We start from the raw sequence: 21143 nt of genomic DNA, 5'->3' as shown, positions 1-21143 counted from the left end.
GGAGCACGACGATGAGTAATCCGTTCGAGGACCCGGCCGCGGAGTACTACGCGCTGATCAACGATCAGGACCAGTACTCGCTGTGGCCGAGCGCGATCGCGGTGCCCGCCGGGTGGAGCGTCGCGCACGGCCCGGCCGACCGGGAGTCCTGCGTGGACCACATCGAGGTGAACTGGACCGACATGCGGCCCGCGCGCTGATGACCGCGCTCCGCCAGGTGAGCCCGCAGGCGGCGGTCTGCATCTGCTACGTCGCGGCGATGTTCATGAACGGCATGGACGCGACCATCGTCAACGTCGCGCTGCCGGCCATCGCCGGTGAGTTCTCGGTACCGGCCAGCGCGACTTCGGCGGTCAACGTCGGGTACCTGGTCAGCCTCGCGGTGTGCATCCCGGTGTCCGGTTGGCTCGGCGACCGGTTCGGCACCAAGCGGGTCTTCCTCGGCGCCTTCGGCGTGTTCGTGCTGGCATCGGCGTTGTGCGGGCTGGCCGGGGACCTGACCCAGCTGACCCTCGCGCGGGTGCTGCAGGGCGCGGGCGGCGGGGTGATGAGCCCGGTCGCGCTGACGATGCTGTTCCGCGCCTACCCGCCGGAACAGCGGATCCGGCTGTCCCGGGTGCTGCTGCTGCCGACCGCGGTGGCGCCCGCGCTCGGACCAGTCCTCGGCGGGTTCTTCGTCGAGAACCTCACCTGGCGCTGGGGTTTCTACGTCAACGTGCCGGTCGGCGCGCTGGCGTTGCTGTTCGGCGCGCTGCGGCTGGTCGAGCACGTCGAGGCCCGCGAGAAGCGGTTCGACGTGCTCGGTTTCGCGTTGGCCGCACCCGGGCTCGGACTGGTGATGTACGCGCTGGAATCGGTGGCGGGGAGCGGACTCGGCTCGCCGCACGTCTGGGGTGCCGGGCTCGCCGGGGTGATCTGCCTGGCGCTGCTGGTCAAAACCCAGCTGCGGGCCCGAGAACCGATGCTGGACCTGCGGCTGCTCGGCGACTCCTCGTTCCGCCGCGCGAGCCTGATCCTGTTCGCGTGCGTGGCCGGATTCCTCGGCACGCTCTACGGATTCACGCTGCTGTTCCAGCAAGGATTGGGCGCGTCGGCCTGGGAGACCGGGCTGGTGACGCTGCCGAAGGCGGTCGGGCTGATGATCGCCTCCCAGCTGGTCGGCTGGGCGCACCGCAGGTTCGGCGCGCGCCGGGTGATCGCCACCGCGATGCTCGGCGCGGCGATCTCGTTCGCGCTGCTCAACGCGATCAGCGCGGGGGACTTCTGGTTCGCCGCGTTCGTGCAGCTGCTGACCGGGTTCTTCGTCGGCGCGGCCTCCGCGGAGCTGCAGGTCGTCGCCTTCGCCACGATCAGCAAGTCCGCCACCGGGGGCGCCTCGACGCTGTTCAACGTGCAGCGGCAGGTCGGTTCCGCGCTCGGCGTGGCGCTCACCGCCTGCGTGCTGGCCGGTTCGCCGGGCTTGGACGGCTACCACCTGGCGATGTTCGTGTCGGCCGGGTTCGCGCTGGTCGGGATGGTGCTTGCGTTGCGCATCAAGGAAAAAGCACCCGAGAGGCAGCCGGTTGCGGTAGCGCGCTGAGAGATCTGAGCCACCGGGGGGAAGACAATCGGTGGATCTATGGTTAGGCTTGCCTTAACTGACATGATCGTTGGTGGACAGGAAGGAACGCATGGTCGATGGGTACCGCGGACCGAGTCCGGCACAGCCGGCCCCCAGCGCGCAATCTCCAGGTGCTGCGCACCGCTGAGCTGAGCCCCTCGATGCGGCGGGTGACCCTCGGCGGTGAAGAGCTCGAAGGCTTCCTGGATCAGCACAGCGGTCCGAACATCAAGGTCTTCGTGCCGCAGCAGGGCCAGCGGCGGCCGGTGCTGCCGACGCTGGACGAGGAGACCGGCCGCTACCGCTGGCCCGAACTGCACGAGCGCCCGACCATGCGCACCTACACCGTCCGCCGCTACGACGAGGCCCGCGGCGAGCTCGACGTCGACTTCGTGATGCACGGCGAGCACGGCGTGGCCTCCAACTGGGCGCGCAACGCCCGGCCCGGCGACCACCTCGGCGTGATGGGACCCGGCGGCAAGATCTGCCGGGCCGCCGACTACTACCTGCTGGTCGGCGACGAGACCGCGCTGCCGGCGATCTCCAGCATCGTCGAGGGCCTGCCGCCCACCGCGCGCGGCCAGGTGCTCGTCGAGATCGGCGGCGCCACCGAGCAGCAGCACGTCTCGTGCCCGCCGGACCTGCGGTGGACCTGGTTGCACCGCGACGGCGTCCCGGCCGGGCGCTCGCAGCAACTGGTCGACGCCGTGCAGCAGCTGGACGTGCCCGCCGACGTGGACGTGTCCGCGTGGGTCGCCGGGGAGTCCGGCATCGTCCGCGGCATCCGCCGCCACCTGCGCAACGACCGCGGCATGGACGCGAAGTCCGTGCTCGCCATCGGCTACTGGAAGTACGGGCTGGCCGAAACCGAATACCACGACAAGCACAACCACGACCGGGACTGACGGACGTGGACCGGGGTCCGGCGCGAACGCTCGATTCGCGCCGGTGAATCCGCGTGCCCGCGAACGGGCACCAGCGAGGCGAGGGGACAACGTGTCTGCCGTACCGAGCGAGGAAGAAGTCCACGACGTCCTGGGGATCGGTTTCGGACCGTCCAACCTGGCGCTGGCGATCGCGCTGGAGGAGCACAACCGCACCGCGCCCGCCGCCGACCGGCTCACCGGGGTCTTCTTCGAGCGCAAGCCCGAATTCGGGTGGCACCAGGGGATGCTGATCGACGGCGCCACCATGCAGGTGTCGTTCCTCAAGGACCTGGTCACCATGCGCAACCCGGCCAGCGACTTCTCCTTCCTGAGCTACCTGCACGACAAGCAGCGGCTGGTCGACTTCATCAACCACAAGACGATGTTCCCGACCCGCGTCGAGTACCACGACTACCTGGAGTGGGCGGCGGAGCGCGTGGCCGAAGCGGTGCGCTACGACGCGGAAGTCGTCGAACTGCACCGCTCCGGCGAGCTCTTCGAAGTGGTGGTCCGCGTCGGCGGGCAGCTGGAGCTGCACCGGGCCCGCAACGTCGTGCTCGCGGTCGGATTGGAGGCGAGCCTGCCGGACGGAGCGGAGCGCGGAGAGCGCGTGTGGCACAACCTCGACCTGCTGCACCGCGTCGACGAGCTGACCGAGCCACCGCGTCGATGCGTGGTCGTCGGAGCCGGCCAGAGCGCTGCGGAGGTCACCGAGTACCTGCACCGGACGTTCCCGGCGGCCGAGGTGTGCGCGGTGTTCAGCCGGTACGGCTACAGCCCGGCCGACGACAGCCCGTTCGCCAACCGGATCTTCGACCCGCAGGCGGTCGACGACTTCCACACCGCCTCGCCCGAGGTCCGCCGCGAACTGCTGGACTACCACCGCAACACCAACTACTCGGTGGTCGACCTGGACCTGATCGAAGACCTCTACGCCCGCTCCTACCAGGAGAAGGTGCGCGGCGAGGAGCGGCTGCGGATCCTCAACGCCTCCCGCGTGCGCGACGTCGTGGCCGGCGACGACGGGGTGGCGGTGACCGTCGAGTTCCTGCCGTCGGGGGAGCGCGCGGAACTCGCCGCCGATCTGCTGGTGTACGCGACCGGATGCCGCCCCCGCGACCCGTTCCCGCTGCTCGGCGACACCGCGCAGGACTGCGAGCGCGACGAGCACGGGCGCCTCCAGGTGGAGCGCGACTACCGGCTGCGCACCACGGCGGACCTCCCCGGCGGCATCTACCTCCAGGGCGGGACCGAGCACACCCACGGCCTGACGTCGTCGCTGCTGTCCAACGGAGCGGTCCGAGCCGGCGAGATCCGCGACTCGATCCTCACCCGCCGATCCCGCCCGAAGACCGCTCAACCGGACAAGGCCGTCACCTACGCCTGATCCAGTTCGGGGCTCCGTTCGCATTATTCCCCTGCGCCGTCCGTGTCAAGTCGAAACTGCAGTTTCAATTGAAACTGCGGATCCCAGCCACGGCGGATCACAGTTTCAATTGAAACTGCAGTTCTCCGGCGGCGTGTCGGGTGGGGGATGCGGGGAATCGGGGATGGGATTTCCGAGGGATTTTTGGGTTGAAGAGCGGGGGTTTCGCCGAATTCGGGAGTTCTGGACCGGTTGTAACCGCGGGCACAGGTGGGAACAAGGTGCGGGGTCGGGTGGTTGGACGTTGAGATGGACACCAATGCGACTCCGGAGCGCGCCGAGGGCGGTAGCGCGACCGCTGACCAGGCCGATCAGATCAGGGGCGTTGCGCGCGGTGACTCGCCGGTGCCGCTGTCGGTGCTCGACCTGTCCACCGTCGGCGTGCAGCACAGCGCCTCCGACGCGCTGAGCACCACCACCGAACTGGCCCGCCGGGTCGAGGAGTGGGGCTTCCAGCGGATGTGGCTCGCCGAGCACCACGGCATGCCCGGCATCGCCAGCTCCGCTCCGGCCGTCGTGATCGCCCACCTCGCCGCGCACACCAGCACCCTGCGGCTGGGATCGGGCGGCGTGATGCTGCCCAACCACGCGCCGCTGGTCGTCGCCGAGCAGTTCGGCACGCTGGAGGCGCTGCACCCCGGGCGCATCGACCTCGGCATCGGCCGCGCTCCCGGCACCGACCAGGCCACCGCCCGCGCCCTGCGGCGCACCAGCGGTCCGCTGTCCGCCGACGACTTCCCGCAGCAGCTCGGCGAGCTGCTGGCCTTCCTCGGCGACGACTTCCCGATCGACCACCCCTACGCGGCGATCCAGTCCGTCCCGAACGGGCCGGTGCCGCCGGTCTGGCTGCTCGGTTCCAGCGGGTTCAGCGCGCAGCTGGCCGGTCAGCTCGGCCTGCCGTTCGCCTTCGCGCACCACTTCAGCGCGCAGAACACGCTGCCCGCGCTGGAGCTGTACCGGCGGTCCTTCCAGCCGTCCTCGGTGCTCGACGAGCCGTACGCGCTGATCGGGGTCCAGGCGGTGGCCGCCGACACCGACGAGGAAGCGCTGGACATCGTCCGCCCGATCGCGCTGAGCATGCTCCGGCTGCGCCGCGGCATGCCCGGCAAGCAGCCGACCCGGCAGGAGGCGCGCGAGTACGCCTACACGGAGCTGGAGCAGAGCTTCGTCGACAGCTGGCTGGAGGACGCGGTCTACGGCTCGCCGGAGACGGTCCGCGGGGGCCTGGACGAGCTGCGCGAGCGCACCGGTGTGCAGGAGCTGATGCTGACCGCCAACGTGCCCGACCGCGACACCAAGCTGAACTCGTTCGAGCTGGTCGCCAAGGCCTACCGGATGATCTGACCCCAGCTGTTCGGCCTGGTCAGAGCCCGTGAGTACTTTGGGGTGCTATAGCAACTCAAAGTGCTCACGGGCTCTGACCTGCGGAAATGGGCTGGTCGAGGATGAGTCCGGGCCACTGGAATCCTGGTGGGGCGGGTTTGCGGCGGGTGCATCGGCGAGCAAACCGGTCATAGGGGCTCGCGCATGGTGTGCGGGGCCACTCGGGTCGAGGTCCGGCGCAGGCGTTGGTTTCGCGTGGCGTACGGTCTGTTGACACCGTTCTTTCTAGGCACGAGGCGGGATTGAGGGATTGGCGTGAAGCCTGGTGTGCTGATCTTCTACCGGATCATGGCGTACGTCACCGCGGTGCTGTTGATCCTCCTGTGCGCCGCGATGGTGCTCAAGTACGGGCACTACGCCGGGTTGTGGGAAGAGGGCACCTCGACCCAGCAGCTCGGGACCGACTGGACCTTCCGGATCGGTGTCGCGCACGGCTGGCTGTACATGGTGTACCTGCTCGTCGCCGTCGTCGCCACGACCCAGCTGCGCGTCCCGATCGGCCGCATGCTGCTGGTGCTGCTGGCCGGCACCATCCCGTTCGGTGCGTTCGTCGCCGAGCGCAAGGTGACGCACTGGCACGAGCTGCGGATGGCGGGCAAGCCGTTGACCGAGCCGCACACCCGGACCGCGGAGGAATCGCCGGCCTCATGACAGCAACCCACGAGTCCGCCTCGGCATCCGCTGAAGCCGCCGCACCCGCTGCCGGGCGCCGGCGCGGTGTCGTCGCCGCCTACTTCGCGCTGACCAAGCCGCGCGTCATCGAGCTGCTGCTGGTCACCACGGTCCCCGCTATGTTCCTCGCGCAGCGCGGCATCCCGTCGCCGTGGCTGGTGATCGTGACGCTGGTCGGCGGCGCCATGTCCGCCGGTAGCGCCAACGCGCTCAACTGCGTCGCGGACTCCGACATCGACGCGGTGATGCACCGGACCAAGAAGCGCCCGCTGGTGCGCTACGAAGTGCCGCGCCGCAACGCGCTGATCTTCGGCATCGTGCTCGGCGTGGTGTCCTTCGCCGTGCTGTGGGCGGGTGCGAACCTGCTGGCCGCGGTGCTGGCCACCAGCGCGATCCTGTTCTACGTCTTCGTCTACACCCTGGTGCTCAAGCGCCGGACCTCGCAGAACATCGTGTGGGGCGGCGCTGCGGGCTGCATGCCGGTGGTGGTCGGCTGGGCCGCGGTCACCGGCAAGGTGGAGTGGCCCGCGCTGGTGATGTTCGGCGTGGTGTTCCTGTGGACGCCGCCGCACTTCTGGTCGCTGGCCATGAAGTACAAGGACGACTACGCCCGCGCCGGGGTGCCGATGCTGCCGGTGGTGGCCACCACCCGCCAGGTGTCGGCCCGCATCCTGGCCTACAGCTGGGCGACGGTGGGCTGCACGCTGCTGCTGGTCCCGGTGACCAGCTGGGTCTACGTGGCCTTCGCGGTGCTGGCCGGAGCGGCGTTCCTGATCGTCGCGCAGCGGCTGCACACCGCGGTGCGCAACGGCAAGGCCGTCAACCCGATGAAGCTCTTCCACCTGTCGAACTCGTACCTGGCCCTGCTCTTCGTGGCCATCGCGGTCGACGCGGCGGTCGGTCTCCCGGTGCTGGGCTGAGCCCCCGCCGCGAAGCGGCGAAAGCGAACGGGCCGTTCACCTCTGTACGCGAGGTGAGCGGCCTTTTTCGTGTCCTCAAGCGGCCGGCGAGCCGGGAACTCATCGGTGCCGCTCACGCACGGTGCAACGCCGTGGTCACCTGGGTCCGGGCGACGAGTCGGCCGCGGTGGAAGACCGCGCGGTCCTCGGTCGCGCCCGCCACGGCCTCGTCCAGATCCGCTGCGCGGATCGCGAGGAGCTCTGCCGGGTCGCCCGGGCGCAGGCCCACCGGCGGCAGGTTCAGCACGGTCCTGGCCTGGTCGGACACCGCCGCGTAGGCCGCTGCGGTGTCGAGGTGGCCCGCCGCGACCAGCAGCGAGGCGATCTCGAACGGATCCGCCCGGCCGACAGCGTTGAACGGGTCCCGCCAGTTGTCGCCACCACCGGCCAGCACGGCGCCCGCTCGGCGCAGCGCGTCGATGGCCGTCAGCCCGCGCGGCACCCGGATACCGGCCTCGCGCCCCTGCAGGTACAGGTTGGTCTGCGGCAGCGTGATCACCGCGACACCCGCGGCCGCCGCCTCCTTCGCGACCAGGTCCGCGGTCTCCGGGTCCTGCTGGCCGAGGCTCACGCAGTGCGATGCGGCGACCTTCCCGCCCATGCCCGCGCGGGCGGTCTCCGCGATCAGCTCCCGCAGCGAGAGCACGTTCGCATCGGTGGTCTCGTCGGTGTGCAGGTCGACTAGCCGCCCGTGTTCCTTCGCGGCGGCGAGGTATTCGCGCACCGCCTGGGCCGGGTCGGGGTCGGCGTAGGGCAGGCCGCCCACGACGTCGGCACCCAGCCGCAGGCCTTCGTCCAACAACTCGCGGGCCTGGGCGCCGGCCGCGCCGGAGACCGGGCCGACGAACGCCACCACTTGGAGGTCGACGATGTCGGCGTACTGCTGCCGCAGGTCGAGCAGCACCTTCAGCGGCCGCGTGCCGTTCTTCGCGTTGACGTCCACGTGCGTGCGGATCGCGGTGTAGCCGTGCCGCACGGCCAGTTCGATGCCCCGGCTCGCCCGTTCCCGCACGTCTTCGTCGGTCATCGTGGGCGCGAGCGCCGACATGACCTCGATCGCCCCCGCCAGGTCGCCGGTCGGGTTCGGCACCCGCCGCCCCAGGAACGCTTTGTCCAGGTGCGCGTGCGTTTCCGCCCCGGACGGCAGCAGCAGGTAACCGGTGAGGTCGAGCTCGTCCGCTCCTCCGCCGTCCCCGCCTATCGCGGCTATCTTGCCCTGGTCCAGCAGCACATCGGCGCGGCGGCCGTCGGGCAAGGTGGTACCGCGCAACAACAAGCGCTCACCCGTCGAGCCAGTGGCGGATCCGCCGGTGCACGCGGCGGCACCGGCGGCGATCAGCGCACCGGCCATCACCGCGCGCCGGGAAATCTGCGTGTTCTGAGCAGCCAAGCCTGTCAATTCGATCCCAACCGTCGGCGGGCGCCAAGCACCCTCGGGAGCGTTCGCGGGGGCTCCCTCGACACCGGCCGGGATGATCACCGTAGCGGCTCGACCACGCGCTGACATGCCACCGTTCGGACGCAGTGGGCGACGGCAGCTGTCATCCCTGATCAGTGCAGCACCGGGAACACCGCCGGGGTTCCGCGTCCGGTGGCGGCGTCGACGAGCGCGACCGGGTCGGCGGTCTCGGCCAGCAGGCGCACCGTCTCGCGCACCGGGGCACCGGCCATGGGACCCGGTGTCGGGAGGTCCAGCGCGGTGGCCATGTCGAAGTAGTGCACCACGGCCTCCATCGTGAAGATCCGGAGCGCTTCACCCGCGGGCACCACGGCCAGCCCGCCGTAGTCGACCTTGCGGTTCAGGTCGGTGGTGCGCAGCGCGGCGATGACCGCCGGCGCGACGTCGGTGAACTGCTCGACCAGCTCGGCGGTCGGGCTCTCGGCCCGTCGGATCGCTTCGGTGCGGACCTCCTCGCAGGTCTGGTCCGCGATGCCGCCCGGCTGCTGCATGAAGGCGAGCAGTTCGGCGGCGTCGGCGTGCGTCACCGGGGCAGCGGGTTCGGACGCTTCGATCCCGGCCGCGGTGCCCGCGGGGAAGTCGCTGTGGTGGGCGAAGACGTCCTGGACCGACCAGTCGGGCAGCCGGGTCGGGCGGCGCCACTGCGCCTCGTCCAGCTCGCGGCCGAGTGCGGCCCACGCCTGCCAGGCCTGCTCCAGCGCATCGACGATCATTCGGCTCCAATCAGTTCGAAGGTCACGCACGGTTGGCCGCCGAAGCGGGCGGCGTGGTGCTGGGCGGACTCCAGCACGATGCGGCGGGCGTGCTCCTCGGCCGGTTCGTCGCTCAGGGCCTCCAGGTAGGTCTGGTGCGCCGCCAGCGAGGCCACCCCCTGTTCCAGGTAGTCGGCGATGCCCACCGCGTGGGTCGGGTTCGGGGATGCGGCGATGCCGATCCAGCGCACGCCCTGCCACGGCTCGTAGCCCTGTTCGAGGAGCTCGGGGAAGATCCACCGGTTCCCGGCGTCGGCGACCGCGTCCAGGGCGGCCCGGCCCACCGCGCGGTGGTCGGCGCTGTTCCAGCTCCCCGGGCCCCAGGAGTCGTGGTGGTTGAGGGTGATCACCAGACCTGGTCGGTGCTCGCGGATGGCTCGGCAGAGGTCCCGGCGCAGCCGGAGGCCGTACTCGATCACGCCGTCCTGGTGGTCCAGGAACTCCACCGAGTGCACGCCGACCTTGGCGGCGCTCGCGTGCTGCTCGAGCTCGCGCAGCGGCGCGGCCTCCGACGGGGCTAGGCCGTCGATGCCCGCCTCGCCGCGGGTCACCAGCAGGTAGGCGACGTCGTGGCCGGATGCGGTCCAGGCGGCGACCGCGCCCGAGCAGCCGTACTCCAGATCGTCCGGGTGCGCGACGATCGCCAGCGCCTGCTGCCAGTCGGTCGGCACGGGTTCCAGCTCCTCGACCATCTCACTGCCTCCTGGGAAAGCTGCGGTCGATCAGAGTGTGGCGCAGCCGGGCCGGTGCGGCCGCATGTTTTCTCGGACAGCTGAGAAAAGCCGCTCATACCTGCGGGAACTGTGCGGTACGACACGCGGGCGGTGTGTCGGATTCCGTGCCGGAATTGCTGTCCCCAGCTTTTTCCGCCCGTTATCCGGCAAATTCGCGCAGTGGCATCTCTACGCCACCTAGACGTCGTTGGTGATCGGTCGCAATACGTTCGTCAAAGACCGAGATCCGGACGGCTAAGGGAGGTTGGTGCAGATGATCCTGCCCAGGACGCTGCGGCCCGTTGTCGGCTTGTTCATCGCTTTCCTGCTGGCTTTGGGAGTTCCGGTGGTGGCCTCGGCCGCCCCGGAGAACGTGCGGGTGGTCACCTACGACGCGGGCCAGTCCGCGGAGTTCCGCGACGCGGTGGACGCCGGTGCGAAGGTGTGGAACGACAACGTGCAGAACGTCAAGTTCGAGCCGGCCAACGGCGGCGCCGCCGACGTCGTGGTGCTCGCCGACGACGGTTGGCCGCGCACCGAGATGCGCGGGCTCGGCGAGGGCACGGTGTGGATGGGGCGCCAGGCGGTCAACGAGGGCCACGACACGATCCGCATCGCCGCACACGAGCTCGGGCACATCCTCGGGCTGCCGGACAACCGCACCGGTGTGTGCGAGGACCTGATGTCGGGCGCCAGCGCCGGCCCGACGTGCACCAACTCGAAGCCGAACCCCGACGAGATCGCCGAGGTCGAGCGCAACTTCGCCGATGGCGTGCGGATGGCTCCGCGCCTGTTCACCGAAGACGTGCTCGCCCTGCGGTGAGCACGCGGGCTGCGGTGGTCATCGCCCCGACCACCGCAGCCCAGCAGGTCATCCGCCGTGAGCACTTTGCGGGGCCATAGCACCGGAAAGTGCTCACGGGAACCGTTCTCGCCGTCGCATCGTCGAAATCGGTGAATCCAGCTCAGGTCGGGGTGGGGCCGGGCTAGGCTTGGTGATCATCATCCGGTCACCCGTGCGACGACGGCGAGCAGCGAGGCGGGCGAAGCGATGCACGACCAGCCAGGGCAGGACGACCAGCGCGAGGAGGCCGCGGCCGCCGCGCCGGACGACGCCGCCGAGTTACCGGAAACTCCCGAACCGGTTGACACCGCGGGAGAAACGCCGGACCCGGTCGCCGAGATCGCCGGGGCGGTTTCCGAGCTGACCGACCAACTGCGCCAGCACCACGACCGGGCTGCTGCGCGGGAACGGGTCATCGACAAGCTGCACGCCGAGGTGGAGCGGTTGCGCGCCGGGGAGCAGAACCTGCTGCTGCGCCCGATCACCACCGATCTGCAGAACCTCCGCAAGGACCTGCTGCACCAGGCCCGCACCCTGCCGCCCGAGCTCACCCGGCAGCAGGTCGCCGACCTGCTCGAATCCTTCGCGCTGAGCGCCGAGCAGGCGCTGGAGCGCTGCGGCAGCGCGCCGATCCGGCCCGAGGTGGGCGCGGAGTTCTCCGCCCGCGAGCACCGGGCCGTGAAAACCCTGCCCGCCGAGGAACCCGAGCAGCACGAGCGGATCGCCCTCGTGGTCTCCGACGGCTACCTCGACACCACGACCGACCGCGTGACCGTCCCCGCGCGCGTGCACGTGTACCGCTGGAGCGCGACCACCGAGAACGACCCGCGAGCAGAGGGGATGAGCGCTGATGTCTGACGGCGATCTGCAGGTGTTCGGCATCGACCTGGGCACCACCTATTCGGCCATCGCCTACGTCGACGAGACCGGTCGCCCCGCGGTGTGCCGCAACACCGACAGCAGCGAGACGACGCCGTCGGTGGTGTTCTTCGAGAACGAGTCGAACGTGGTCGTCGGCTCGGTGGCGAAGAACTCCGCGATCATCGACCCGGACCGGGTGGTGTCGCTGATCAAGCGGCAGATGGGCAGCGAGGCCGAGTTCGAGTTCGACGGCAGCACCTACACCCCGGAGTCCATCTCCGCGCTGATCCTCAAGCAGCTCGCGCAGGACGCCGCCGCGCACACCGGTGGTGAGGTGGCCCGGGCGGTGATCACCGTGCCCGCGTACTTCGGCATGCAGGAGCGCAGCGCCACCAAGCAGGCCGGCACCATCGCCGGGCTCGACGTGATCGGCATCGTGCCCGAGCCGGTCGCCGCCGCGCTGCACTACGAGGCCACCACCGGGGCCGACGACAAGACGATCCTGGTCTACGACCTGGGTGGCGGCACCTTCGACACCACGGTGATCCGGGTGTCCACGGACGAGATCGTGGTGGTGTGCACCGACGGCGACGACCACCTCGGCGGCGCGGACTGGGACCTGCGGCTGCGCAACCACCTGCTGGCGAAGTTCCAGGAGCAGGCTCCCGACGACGTCGAGGTGGAGGACGACGAGGAGTTCCTGCAGTCGCTGGCCACCACCGCCGAGGACACCAAGAAGCAGCTGTCCAAGGCGGAATCCCGCGCGGTCGCGCTGCGCGGTGCCGGGGTCAGCGCGCGGGTGGAGGTGAGCCGCGCGCAGTTCGAGACCGAGACCCAGGACCTGCTGGACAAGACGGTCGACATCGTCAAGCGCACGCTGGCCACGCTGGAGTCCAAGGAGCCCGGCACGAAGATCGACGAGGTGCTGCTGGTCGGCGGTGCCACGAAGATGCCCGCGGTCACCGAGCGGCTGCGCGCCGAGTTCGGCTGGGACCCGAAGCTGCACGATCCGGACCTGGCGGTGGCCAAGGGCGCCGCGCTCTACGCGCTCGGCCGGGTGGTGCACCGGGAGGCGTCCGAGGACGGGGCCGCCGGTGTGTCCGAAGCCGTGCGGAACGTGGCTCAGCAGACCGGGATTTCGGTGCGGGCGCTGGAGAACCTGGCCGCCAAGCAGACCCGCAACGTGCTGCCCAAGGCCTTCGGCGTGAAGGTCGTCGACTCCTCCGACCCGGACTGGCGCAGCAAGCCCCTGCAGCACATCGTCAAGCACATGGTGCACGCGAACGATTCGCTGCCCACCGAGGAGCGCACGCTGGAGACGGCCACCGTCCAGGAGGGCCAGACCGGGGTGAGCATCGAGCTCTACGAGCAGTCCGGGGTGGTCGCCGGTCCGGATCTGGCGGAGAACAAGGAGATCAGCGAGGGCAAGGGGCTCATCGACGGGCTGCCGCCGATGCCGATCGGCTCCCCGGTGAACATCCGCATGACCGTCGACGACGAGGGCTTGCTCGAACTCACCGCCACCGAACCGTCGACGGGGAAGTCGCTGGACATCAAGGTTCGGGTGAGCGTCCGAAGCGATGAAGAGGTCCAGGAAGCAGCGAAGAAGATCGCCGGCATCACGGTTTCCGGCTGAAATACGGTGTTCCAGGCTCGTTTTGCATAGCGGTGCCGGTGGCGGAACCTCAGAGGCCGCCTGGCTGCGGGATCCCGTTCTTATGTATGTCCAATACACGGCGAACGGGCTGTCCTCGCCAGACGGCCCCTGAGAACCCGCGGCGGTGCAGGCGGCGAGGGTGGGCTAAACGCCTTCGGCGTTTCAAAGACGAAGAACCTTGGAACTGACTCAACTTGCGCAATACAAGATCAGAACCCTTCTCGGAGACGGGCTGCGATGCTGGTTTTTGATCCGAAGGCGTACGAGCGGGAAGTGGTGCGGCCGTTGCGGGGGCGCAGCGGCCGATTACCGGACGATCTGCTCACCCGGTACGCGATCGGGGCCGACTTCTCAGACGCGGACCTGGTGCAGCGGTTGTCGCAGGTCCGCTCGCACTGGAACAAGAGCGCCCAGTCCACCGCCAAGTCCAGCTTCACCACCAGCGTCTACAAGGCGTTCCTGCGCGAGGACGAGGAGCTGCGCCGCGAGCACGGCGCGGCGATGGAGCGGATGTCGTGGTGGCGCGCGCGGGACGACGACCGGGCGGCCGCCGGGCGGGCGCAGATCGACGAGCTCGTCCAGATGCTCCGGACCAACTTCGGCGAAGTCGGGCTGATCACGCCTGGTCAGCTGGAGGCGATGCGCGAGGCGTTCGGTCAGCTCGCACCCGCTGAAGTCGGTGAGGCGCTGGCCAAGGCAGGCGTGCGGACGCAGGCCCCGCTGGACCTGCCGAAGACCTCCGGTCTGCCGGACACCCTGTTCCGGCGGTTGAAGGAACTGCTGGCCGATGCCGAGGTCACCGGCATCCCGGAGCTGCTGCACGGCAAGCTCAAGAGCTACGCGCTGCTCAACGAATTCCGCTGCACGCCAGAGCATCCGGACGGGTTGAGCGCGAAATCCGTTGAGGCGGCCGTTGATCGGGAGAACCGGCGCTCTGGAAACCGCGCAGCGCGCGAAGCGCTCGGTCTGGTGAACACCGCGGTCGGGCGCACCGACCTCCGGCTGCTGGCGCTGTACCACCTGCTCGACGACGTCCGCAGGCTCCGCGAGAACGGTGCTCCGGCCGGGGCGTTGCTGCGGGTGCTGCGCCAGTCCGGGCTGGAGGAGGGCGAGGCCCAGCAGGTCGTGGTGAGCGTGCTCAGCGAAACGGGTGCGACGAAGGTCGAGATCAGCGGCCTGGCCAAGGTCACCGAACTGCTCGCCGCCGGACAACTGGTATCCGCCCAGCAGGCCCTGGCGGGCATCACCGACGCCGAGGAGGCGGCGACCGCGAAAGCGGCCGTCGACCGGCACGCGGCGCAAGTGCGCTCGCTGCGCGAAGCCGCGCATCGCGCGCTGGAGCGCGGAGCCGAAGGCGAAGCGCGGCGGCAGCTGGCGGAAGCAGCGCGGTTGGCGGCCGACGACGCCGCGATAGCGTCGGAGGTGCTGCGGATCCCGGTGAGCCCGGTGGCGGACCTGACGGCGCAGCCGGAAGGCCTCGGGGTGCGGTTGTCGTGGCGGGCGCAGCCCGACCACGACGGGAGCACCCGGTACCGGGTCGTGCGGCGAGCCGGGCGGGAGCCCGGTGATGCCGCCGACGGCGACGTGGTCGCCGAGGGGGCGGAGACCGCCGTGGTGGACACTGCGGCGCCGGCCGGGGTGACCGCGGGGTACGCGGTGTTCGCGGCGGAGCCCGACGGGGCGTGGTCGCGGCCGGTGGGGGCGACCGTCGACGTGCTGCCGCCGGTGCACGGGGTGCGGCTGGCGGTTCGCGGTGGAGCCGTGGAGGGGCAGTGGAAGCTGCACCGGGACGCCGTTGGCGTGGACGTGGTGCGGCGGGACGAGTCCGGTGAGGTTGCCGTGCCCACCAGCGGCGGGACGTCGTTCCGGGACTCCACTGTGGACGTCGAGGTGGACTGCACCTACCTGTTGACGGCTCGCTACCGGCGTGCGGACGGAACCGAGGTCGGCGCCGAGGCCGTCGCGGTGCGCCACGCCGCGCGGGTGGCTCCGACGTTGCCGCCCGTGACCTCGTTGGAAGGGCGGCACTTCGGGAACGAGTTCGTGCTGTCCTGGGTGTGGCCCGACGACGTGCGGATGGCCGAGGTGTGCTGGACCGGCGCCGCGACAGGCGGGTCGCGGCGGTTGACGCGGCAGCAGTACCAGGCCGAAGGCGGTTGCCGGATCGACATCGGACCGGGCGAGGCGAGCGTGCAGGTCACCTCGATCGCCGCCACCGATGCCGGCGAAGGGCGCTCCAAGCCCAGCGAGCTGACCGTCTCCGGACCCGCTGCGCAGGTCAGCTACCAGGTCGAACGCCGCAACCGGCTGTTCGGGGCGAGCACCGCGCGGATCGTGTTCCGCAGCGACCACCCGGTGCCGGAGTGCTCGATCGTCGTCGTCATCGCCTCCGGTCGGGTCATGCCGCTCGGACCCGACGACGGGGACGTCGTGCACCGCGAGGTGCACCGGATCGACGGCACCGCCGAGGTGACGGTCGAGCTTCCGCGGCGCAAGCCCTTCTGGGTGCGGTGCTTCGTGCGAACGCCCGGTATCGAGTTGGTGGATCCGCCCGTTTCGCAGCTGAAGGTGTCCTAATGTGCACCCCCGGAGCGGCCCGGAGATGCGCAGTTTCAATTGAAACTGCGGAACCCAGGCACGGCGGATCGCAGTTTCAATTGAAACTGCGGTCTTCCCGGTGCGGAACGGGCTCGGCTCGATCAGGACGCAACGAGCGCAGGGAAGACTAGATGGCCAAGGTCGCGTGCCCCTACTGCTACCACCGGTTCTCGGCGGGCAGCCTGCGGTTCCAGTGCACCGGTCGGCCCGCGCCCGGGCGCGAGAAGTGCGCCAAGTCGGTGGATCCGGAGCGCCAGCGGCTCACCGGGTTCTCCGGGATGGCCGGCCCGACCTTCGAAGCGCAGGGCCGCTTCGGGCGCAGTCCGCGCAAGGCCGACTGCCCGGATTGCGGGACCAGCAGCGGAATCCGGGCCTGCCCGGTGTGCCACACGCCGCTGCCTGCCAACTTCGCCGACGGCGAGAGCCCGCTGATCGGCGTGGTCGGCGGCAAGAACGCCGGGAAGACCGTCTACACCACGGTTCTCGTGCACGAGCTCCGCAACAACATCCGCCGCCGCTTCGACGCCGACATCTCCTTCGCCGGGGAGCAGGCCGGGGTCGGCACCGCGCAGTGGCTGGAGCGCTACGAGCAGGCGCTGTTCGACGACCAATCGCTGTTCGAGTCCACCACCAGTTCCGCCGACGGCATCCGGACCCCGCTGGTGGTGCAGTGGCGGCAGCCGCGCGTCCAGCTGGGCAGACGCGTGCACCGGACGACCACGCTGTCGTTCTACGACGCGGCCGGTGAGGACATGACGAGCCAGGAGTTCGTCAACAGCCAGGCCTACCTGACCTCGGCGGACGGGCTGATCGTGCTGCTCGACCCGTTCCAGCTGCCCGGCGCGGCGGACCGGATCGCCGTGCCCGACGCCGGTCGCCGCGACGCCGAACCGCCGATCGGCGTGCTCAACCGCGTGACCGAGATGCTGCGCTCCAGCACCGGGCTCGGCGACGGCAAGCAGCTGCGCACCCCGATCGCGGTGGTGTTCTCCAAGATCGACGCGTTCTTCGGGATGCTCGGCGCCGACCACCCGCTGCTGAGCCCGCCGAGAACCGGCCCGGAGTACGACGAAACCGCTGGTCAGAACACCGACGAGCACCTGAGAGCGCTGCTGGCGGAGCTCGGCGCCGACGACGTCGACGCCCACCTGCGGGCGCACTACCGGACGTTCCGCTACTTCGCGGTGTCGGCGCTCGGCGCGGAGCCGGACTACCGCAGCAAGCAGATCGACCCGGCCGGTGTGCGACCGTTCCGCGTGGACGAACCACTGCTGTGGCTGCTCAGCAACTTCAAGGTCATCGATCGGAGCCGAGCATGAGCGCGCGGGAATTCCACTCGTTGTACTACACCGACTGCAGTCCCGGTCAGGGCCTGCGCGGCGGTGCCGGGTTCCAGTTCCAGGCGGTCTCGCCGGGGACGACCGACGAGATGATGAGCGTGGTGCAGCGCTCGGCGCTGTACGAGGCGCCGGTCGGGTGGATGCGCGAGCAGCGACCGGTCGAGGAGTACCCGCCCTCGCTGGTCCACGTGCACAACGGGGTTTACGCCACCGCGCGCGGCATCTACCTGGGCGCGGAGACCGGCGGGGTGCGGGAGGGCAACCAGTTCACGCACGCGCTCGTGGCCACCGATTCCCAGCTGTACGGACCGATCCGGCCGGCGCAGCTGTGGGGCGCGCCATGGTGGGTCGAGCAGCCCGCGCCGAGCACCGAATGCCCTGCCGTGTCCGCCGAACCCGAGGCCGGGCCGTTCGGGGTGGAGGCGCTGCGGGAGTGGGTGCGCGGGCAGAAGGACGGTGAGTCCTGGCTGCTCGCAGTGCATTCCGCGATCGACCGGGTGCACGACGAGGGCGCGCCGCGCGTGGTGTTCGTCAGCGAGGACGCCGACGCGGTGGTGCGCTGGATCGCCGCTGCGACGCTGCTGCTGCCGCAGGAGCGGGCGCTGAAGGTCGGATTCCGGGTGTTCGCGACCAACCCGCAGTTCAGCGCGCAGGAAGTGCTGGCGTTGCACCCGGACTGGGCGGGCTCGCTGGCCGATCCGGAGCGGCACACCGAGTTCGCGGTGTTCAACCTGGTCACCGGCAAGTACCGGGAGGCCGAGCACAGCGACTCCGCGCGGCACTGGGTGTCCCGATTCCTCAACACCGACCCCTACGACGTGGTGGACGCGATCGAGCTGTCCCACCAGTTCGCGCGAGGCCGGAGTGCGGACCGCCCGGGCACCGCGGACCGGTTGGCCGCCGGGGTGCTGGCGCTGGACGAGGAGGTGACCGGGGCGGAACCGGCATTGGCGCTGGCCGAGTGGCTGGCAGAGCCACCGGCCGTGTCCGCGGCGGAGGTGCTGGATCCGGTGCTGACCGCGGTCCTGGACTCCGAACCGGGCACGCCGGTGCTGGCCAAGCTCGCCGACACCGACCTGGAGCAGTCCGGGCAGGTGCGAATCGCGTTGCTGCGCGCGGAGATCGACGAGATCCTGCGCGGCACACCCGCCGACACTCGGGCTCCGCTGAAGGCCCGCGCGTGGAGTCCGGACGAGGCCGAGCAGGCCGCTGTGCTGGTGGAGTCCGCGGCCGGTGCGGTGCTCCCGGAGCGGATGGATCTGCTGCTGCGCACCGCGACCCGCTTCGACGTGCGGCCCCGGTTGGGCAACTTCACCGAGGCGGCCGGGCGGTTCGCGGACTGGTGGGCGCACCACCCGAACGCCGGAGTCGACCCGGAGCGCTGGCCGTGCGGCCCGGAGCTCGTCGACCTCCTGCGCGACGTGCTGGCGCGCCGACTCGAAGGGCCGCGGGCGGACGAGGTCTCCAAGGACATCAAGGAGCACTGGTGGCGGTTGCTGGCCCGCACCGCCACCGACCCGTTCAGCCCGTTGGACCGCGCGATCGCGGCAGCTGCGGTGGCCGCGGGCGGTTCCGTGCGGAAGGAGACCATCGCGGTCTTCCGCGAGCAGATGCGCGCGCCGGAACGGCCCGGAACCGGTGAGGCGGTGTTCGACGCGCTGTTCGGCGATTCCGCGCCGACGCTGGTGGAGCTTTCCGACTTCCTCGCCGAGGTGCCGTCCACCTCGGTGTCGGATGCGTTGGCGCAGCGGGCTTTCGGGGTGCTGGTGAAGTCCAAAGTGTCCGGACGCTACCTCGACGTGCTGCGCGGGCTCAGCCACCACATCGGCGACCGGCAGGACCTGCGCAAGCTGTGGGAGGACGATAGCCGCCTGCGCGTCTGGCTGGCCAACTACCGCCGCAAGGGCGCGGAAGTGGGAAATCCTGGCGACATCTCGGAAGACGTGCTCGCCGCGCGCGCCGGGAAGATCGTCGAGGCGCTGCTCGACACCGATCCGCAGGTCTCGGCGGAGATGGCGATCACCAGCGGCGAACCGCTCCAGCAGACCCTGATCCGCGAACTGCCCGCGGTGTGGAACGACGAGGACGTCGCGACGGAGCGCCAGGACCGCGCCGTCATGCTGGCGTTCGTGGCGGCCTGGTCGGACGAGGCGACCGGCACGGTGCGCGCGGCCTTCGACCGCGAGCTCGAGGCCTGGATGCACGCGCACAAGCAGACCGACTACCGGCGCGTCAGCAAGTTGCTGCGCAGCGTGGAAGCCGACCACGCCGCGGCGTGGCACGAGTGGTTGCGGGAAACCGCCCAGCGCAAGCCGAAAGAGGCGCGCACCCGCCAGGTCGCGCGGCGGCTGTTCGGCAGACGGGAGCGGTGAATGCCCTACCTGCTGCTGTTCGGCGGGCTGGCCATCGGCGGGGTGTTCGTCCTGCTGCTGATGGCTGCGGTGGCCACCGCCCTGGCCCCGCTGCTGTTGCTCGGCGGGGTCGGAACAGCCCTGGTCATCGCGCTGCTGACGCTGCTCGACCGCGGCCCGAGACGGCCGGTCCTGGCCACGCCTGACGATGTCGTCGGAGGAACAGGCGGACTGCGCGCGCCGAAGGGTCCGTTCGCCCGCGACTGGGCTTGGCCGGGATATCTGGTCACGCAGTGGCGGCGCGATCTGGCGGCGATCCTCGGCGGTTGGGGCGGGTTGGTCGCGCGCATCTGGGGATGGGCGTTCGGGCCCGGACAGCTCGGTGCGCAGCGCTGGGTTCGCGTCCTCGCCACCCTCTTCCTGGCCCCGGCGTTCCTGGTCGGCGGTGCGGTGGGGGCGGTGCAAGCTCTCGTCCTCAGCGTCGTCGTGCTGCTGCTGGGCTGGCTCGGTTGGGGTGCGGCGATCGGGTTCATGCGCGGATGCGACAACGCCGTGCGGAAGCTGCGCCGGGCCAGCGCCAGCTGCCCGACCTGCTACCACGTGACGCCCGTGCCTGCCTACCGGTGCAGCGGGTGCTCGGCGGTGCACCGCGACCTCCGTCCCGGACTGCTGGGTGCGGTGTGGCGGACCTGCGGCTGCGGACGACGTCTGCCGACGACGGTGCTGCGGGCGTCCCGGCGGTTGGAAGCGCTCTGCCAGCGTTGCGAACGGCCGCTGCGCGGCGGGTCCGGCGCGGTCACCGACGTCCGGATCCCGGTGTTCGGCCCGGTTTCGGCGGGCAAGACCCGGTTGGTGCACGCGGGGCTCGTGGCGCTGCGCGATCTGGCCGCGGCCGACGGCGCCCGGTTGGAGTTCCTCGACGAGACCAGCCGGGAGGCCTTCCAGCACGGGGAACAGCTGGTCACCAGCGGCGCCAACACCACGAAGACCCCGGCCGGGCAGCTGCCCGCGGCGATCACCGCCCAGCTGGTGAAGTCGCGGGGGAAGGCGCTGCTGCACCTGTTCGACGCGGCGGGGGAGTTCTTCCAGGACCGCGAGGACAACAGCGAGCTGGAGTTCCTCGACCACGCCGGCGGACTGGTGTTCGTGATCGACCCGTTCACCATCGGCTGGGTGCGCGACCAGCTCGGCGGTGCCCTGGAGTCGCGCCTCGCCGAAGCGCACCCGGCCAGCGGCGATCCCGAGCAGATCTACCACGTCACGGCGCGGCGGCTGCGCGACTACGGCGTGGAAACCGGCAAGCGCGCGCTGGCGGTCGCCGTGGTCAAGGCGGATCTGCTGGCCGACCTGCCGTGGGCGGCGGACCTGTGCGCGGGCTCGGTGCGGGAATGGCTGGTCACCGCGGGTCTGGACAACTTCGTGCTGGCGGCGGAGCGGGACTTCGCCGAGGTCCGCTTCTTCGTGGTGTCCTCGGTGACCGGAACCCGGCCCGGACACCGGATGACCCCGGCCGCACCGTTCCGGTGGCTGCTGGGCCGCGGTGGTTTTCCGCTCGGCGACGACGAGGAGAAGAAGGCGGCCGTATGAGCGGTAACGGCATAT

At 70.5% G+C, this 21143-nt stretch carries 17 protein-coding genes; 14 read left to right on the top strand and 3 right to left on the bottom strand.

Annotated elements, in window-relative coordinates; genetic code table 11:
* The first annotated feature begins 11 nt into the window (after window positions 1-11).
* The 7 genes from OU415_RS20570 (at window position 12) to OU415_RS20540 (ending at window position 6927) form a co-directional block, all read left to right on the top strand.
* Entirely contained in the window at window positions 12-200 is a 189-nt protein-coding gene (locus OU415_RS20570) for an MbtH family protein (protein ID WP_270950539.1), read from the top strand.
* Window positions 200-1579, top strand: a complete 1380-nt coding sequence (locus OU415_RS20565; protein ID WP_270950538.1) for an MDR family MFS transporter — start codon at window positions 200-202, stop codon at window positions 1577-1579. The genes OU415_RS20570 and OU415_RS20565 overlap by 1 nt, the downstream gene beginning before the upstream one ends.
* A 98-nt stretch (window positions 1580-1677) precedes the next feature.
* Window positions 1678-2505 carry a siderophore-interacting protein gene (locus tag OU415_RS20560; protein ID WP_270950537.1) on the top strand — a complete coding sequence of 276 codons (828 nt, stop codon included), beginning with the start codon at window positions 1678-1680 and terminating at the stop codon, window positions 2503-2505.
* A gap of 91 nt (window positions 2506-2596) precedes the next feature.
* Window positions 2597-3913: a lysine N(6)-hydroxylase/L-ornithine N(5)-oxygenase family protein gene (locus OU415_RS20555; RefSeq protein ID WP_270950536.1), complete on the top strand. Its 1317-nt coding sequence runs from the start codon at window positions 2597-2599 to the stop codon at window positions 3911-3913.
* Window positions 3914-4201: 288 nt separating this feature from the next.
* On the top strand, window positions 4202-5296 hold the full coding sequence (locus OU415_RS20550; protein ID WP_270950535.1) for an LLM class flavin-dependent oxidoreductase: 1095 nt from the start codon (window positions 4202-4204) through the stop codon (window positions 5294-5296).
* 294 nt (window positions 5297-5590) lie between these two features.
* Entirely contained in the window at window positions 5591-5986 is a 396-nt protein-coding gene (locus tag OU415_RS20545; protein ID WP_270950534.1) for a DUF3817 domain-containing protein, read from the top strand.
* Window positions 5983-6927 carry a heme o synthase gene (locus OU415_RS20540; protein WP_270950533.1) on the top strand — a complete coding sequence of 315 codons (945 nt, stop codon included), beginning with the start codon at window positions 5983-5985 and terminating at the stop codon, window positions 6925-6927. The genes OU415_RS20545 and OU415_RS20540 overlap by 4 nt, the downstream gene beginning before the upstream one ends.
* 112 nt (window positions 6928-7039) lie before the next feature.
* Here the strand turns inward: OU415_RS20540 and OU415_RS20535 are convergent, their stop codons facing one another.
* From OU415_RS20535 to OU415_RS20525, 3 genes are all read right to left on the bottom strand, one after another.
* The gene (locus OU415_RS20535; protein WP_270950532.1) at window positions 7040-8356 is read right to left on the bottom strand and encodes an amidohydrolase family protein; all 1317 of its coding nucleotides are present in this window, start codon (window positions 8354-8356) and stop codon (window positions 7040-7042) included.
* Between the two features lie 161 nt (window positions 8357-8517).
* Window positions 8518-9138, bottom strand: a complete 621-nt coding sequence (locus OU415_RS20530) for a maleylpyruvate isomerase N-terminal domain-containing protein (protein ID WP_270950531.1) — start codon at window positions 9136-9138, stop codon at window positions 8518-8520.
* The gene (locus tag OU415_RS20525) at window positions 9135-9869 is read right to left on the bottom strand and encodes a PIG-L deacetylase family protein (RefSeq protein ID WP_270950530.1); all 735 of its coding nucleotides are present in this window, start codon (window positions 9867-9869) and stop codon (window positions 9135-9137) included. Before OU415_RS20525 ends, OU415_RS20530 begins: the two co-directional genes overlap by 4 nt.
* 295 nt (window positions 9870-10164) lie before the next feature.
* On the opposite strand from OU415_RS20525, the gene OU415_RS20520 reads away from it, so the two are divergent.
* The 7 genes from OU415_RS20520 (at window position 10165) to OU415_RS20490 (ending at window position 21128) form a co-directional block, all read left to right on the top strand.
* On the top strand, window positions 10165-10713 hold the full coding sequence (locus OU415_RS20520) for a snapalysin family zinc-dependent metalloprotease (RefSeq protein WP_270950529.1): 549 nt from the start codon (window positions 10165-10167) through the stop codon (window positions 10711-10713).
* Window positions 10714-10941: 228 nt separating this feature from the next.
* A complete protein-coding gene (locus tag OU415_RS20515; protein WP_270950528.1) occupies window positions 10942-11592 on the top strand; it encodes a nucleotide exchange factor GrpE in 651 nt (216 codons plus the stop codon).
* Window positions 11585-13231: an Hsp70 family protein gene (locus tag OU415_RS20510; RefSeq protein WP_270950527.1), complete on the top strand. Its 1647-nt coding sequence runs from the start codon at window positions 11585-11587 to the stop codon at window positions 13229-13231. The genes OU415_RS20515 and OU415_RS20510 overlap by 8 nt, the downstream gene beginning before the upstream one ends.
* 258 nt (window positions 13232-13489) lie before the next feature.
* Window positions 13490-15829: a hypothetical protein gene (locus OU415_RS20505; protein WP_270950526.1), complete on the top strand. Its 2340-nt coding sequence runs from the start codon at window positions 13490-13492 to the stop codon at window positions 15827-15829.
* Between the two features lie 152 nt (window positions 15830-15981).
* Complete coding sequence (locus OU415_RS20500; protein WP_270950525.1) at window positions 15982-17169, top strand: TRAFAC clade GTPase domain-containing protein; 1188 nt, start codon at window positions 15982-15984, stop codon at window positions 17167-17169.
* Entirely contained in the window at window positions 17166-19562 is a 2397-nt protein-coding gene (locus OU415_RS20495; protein WP_270950524.1) for a GTPase-associated protein 1-related protein, read from the top strand. The genes OU415_RS20500 and OU415_RS20495 overlap by 4 nt, the downstream gene beginning before the upstream one ends.
* Window positions 19563-21128, top strand: a complete 1566-nt coding sequence (locus tag OU415_RS20490) for a TRAFAC clade GTPase domain-containing protein (protein WP_270950523.1) — start codon at window positions 19563-19565, stop codon at window positions 21126-21128. It begins immediately after the preceding gene.
* The last annotated feature ends 15 nt before the right edge of the window (window positions 21129-21143 follow it).

Source organism: Saccharopolyspora oryzae, from assembly GCF_027853915.1.
In the GTDB taxonomy this organism is placed as follows: Bacteria; Actinomycetota; Actinomycetes; order Mycobacteriales; family Pseudonocardiaceae; genus Saccharopolyspora; species Saccharopolyspora oryzae.
This window is presented reverse-complemented; position numbering and strand designations above follow the sequence as displayed.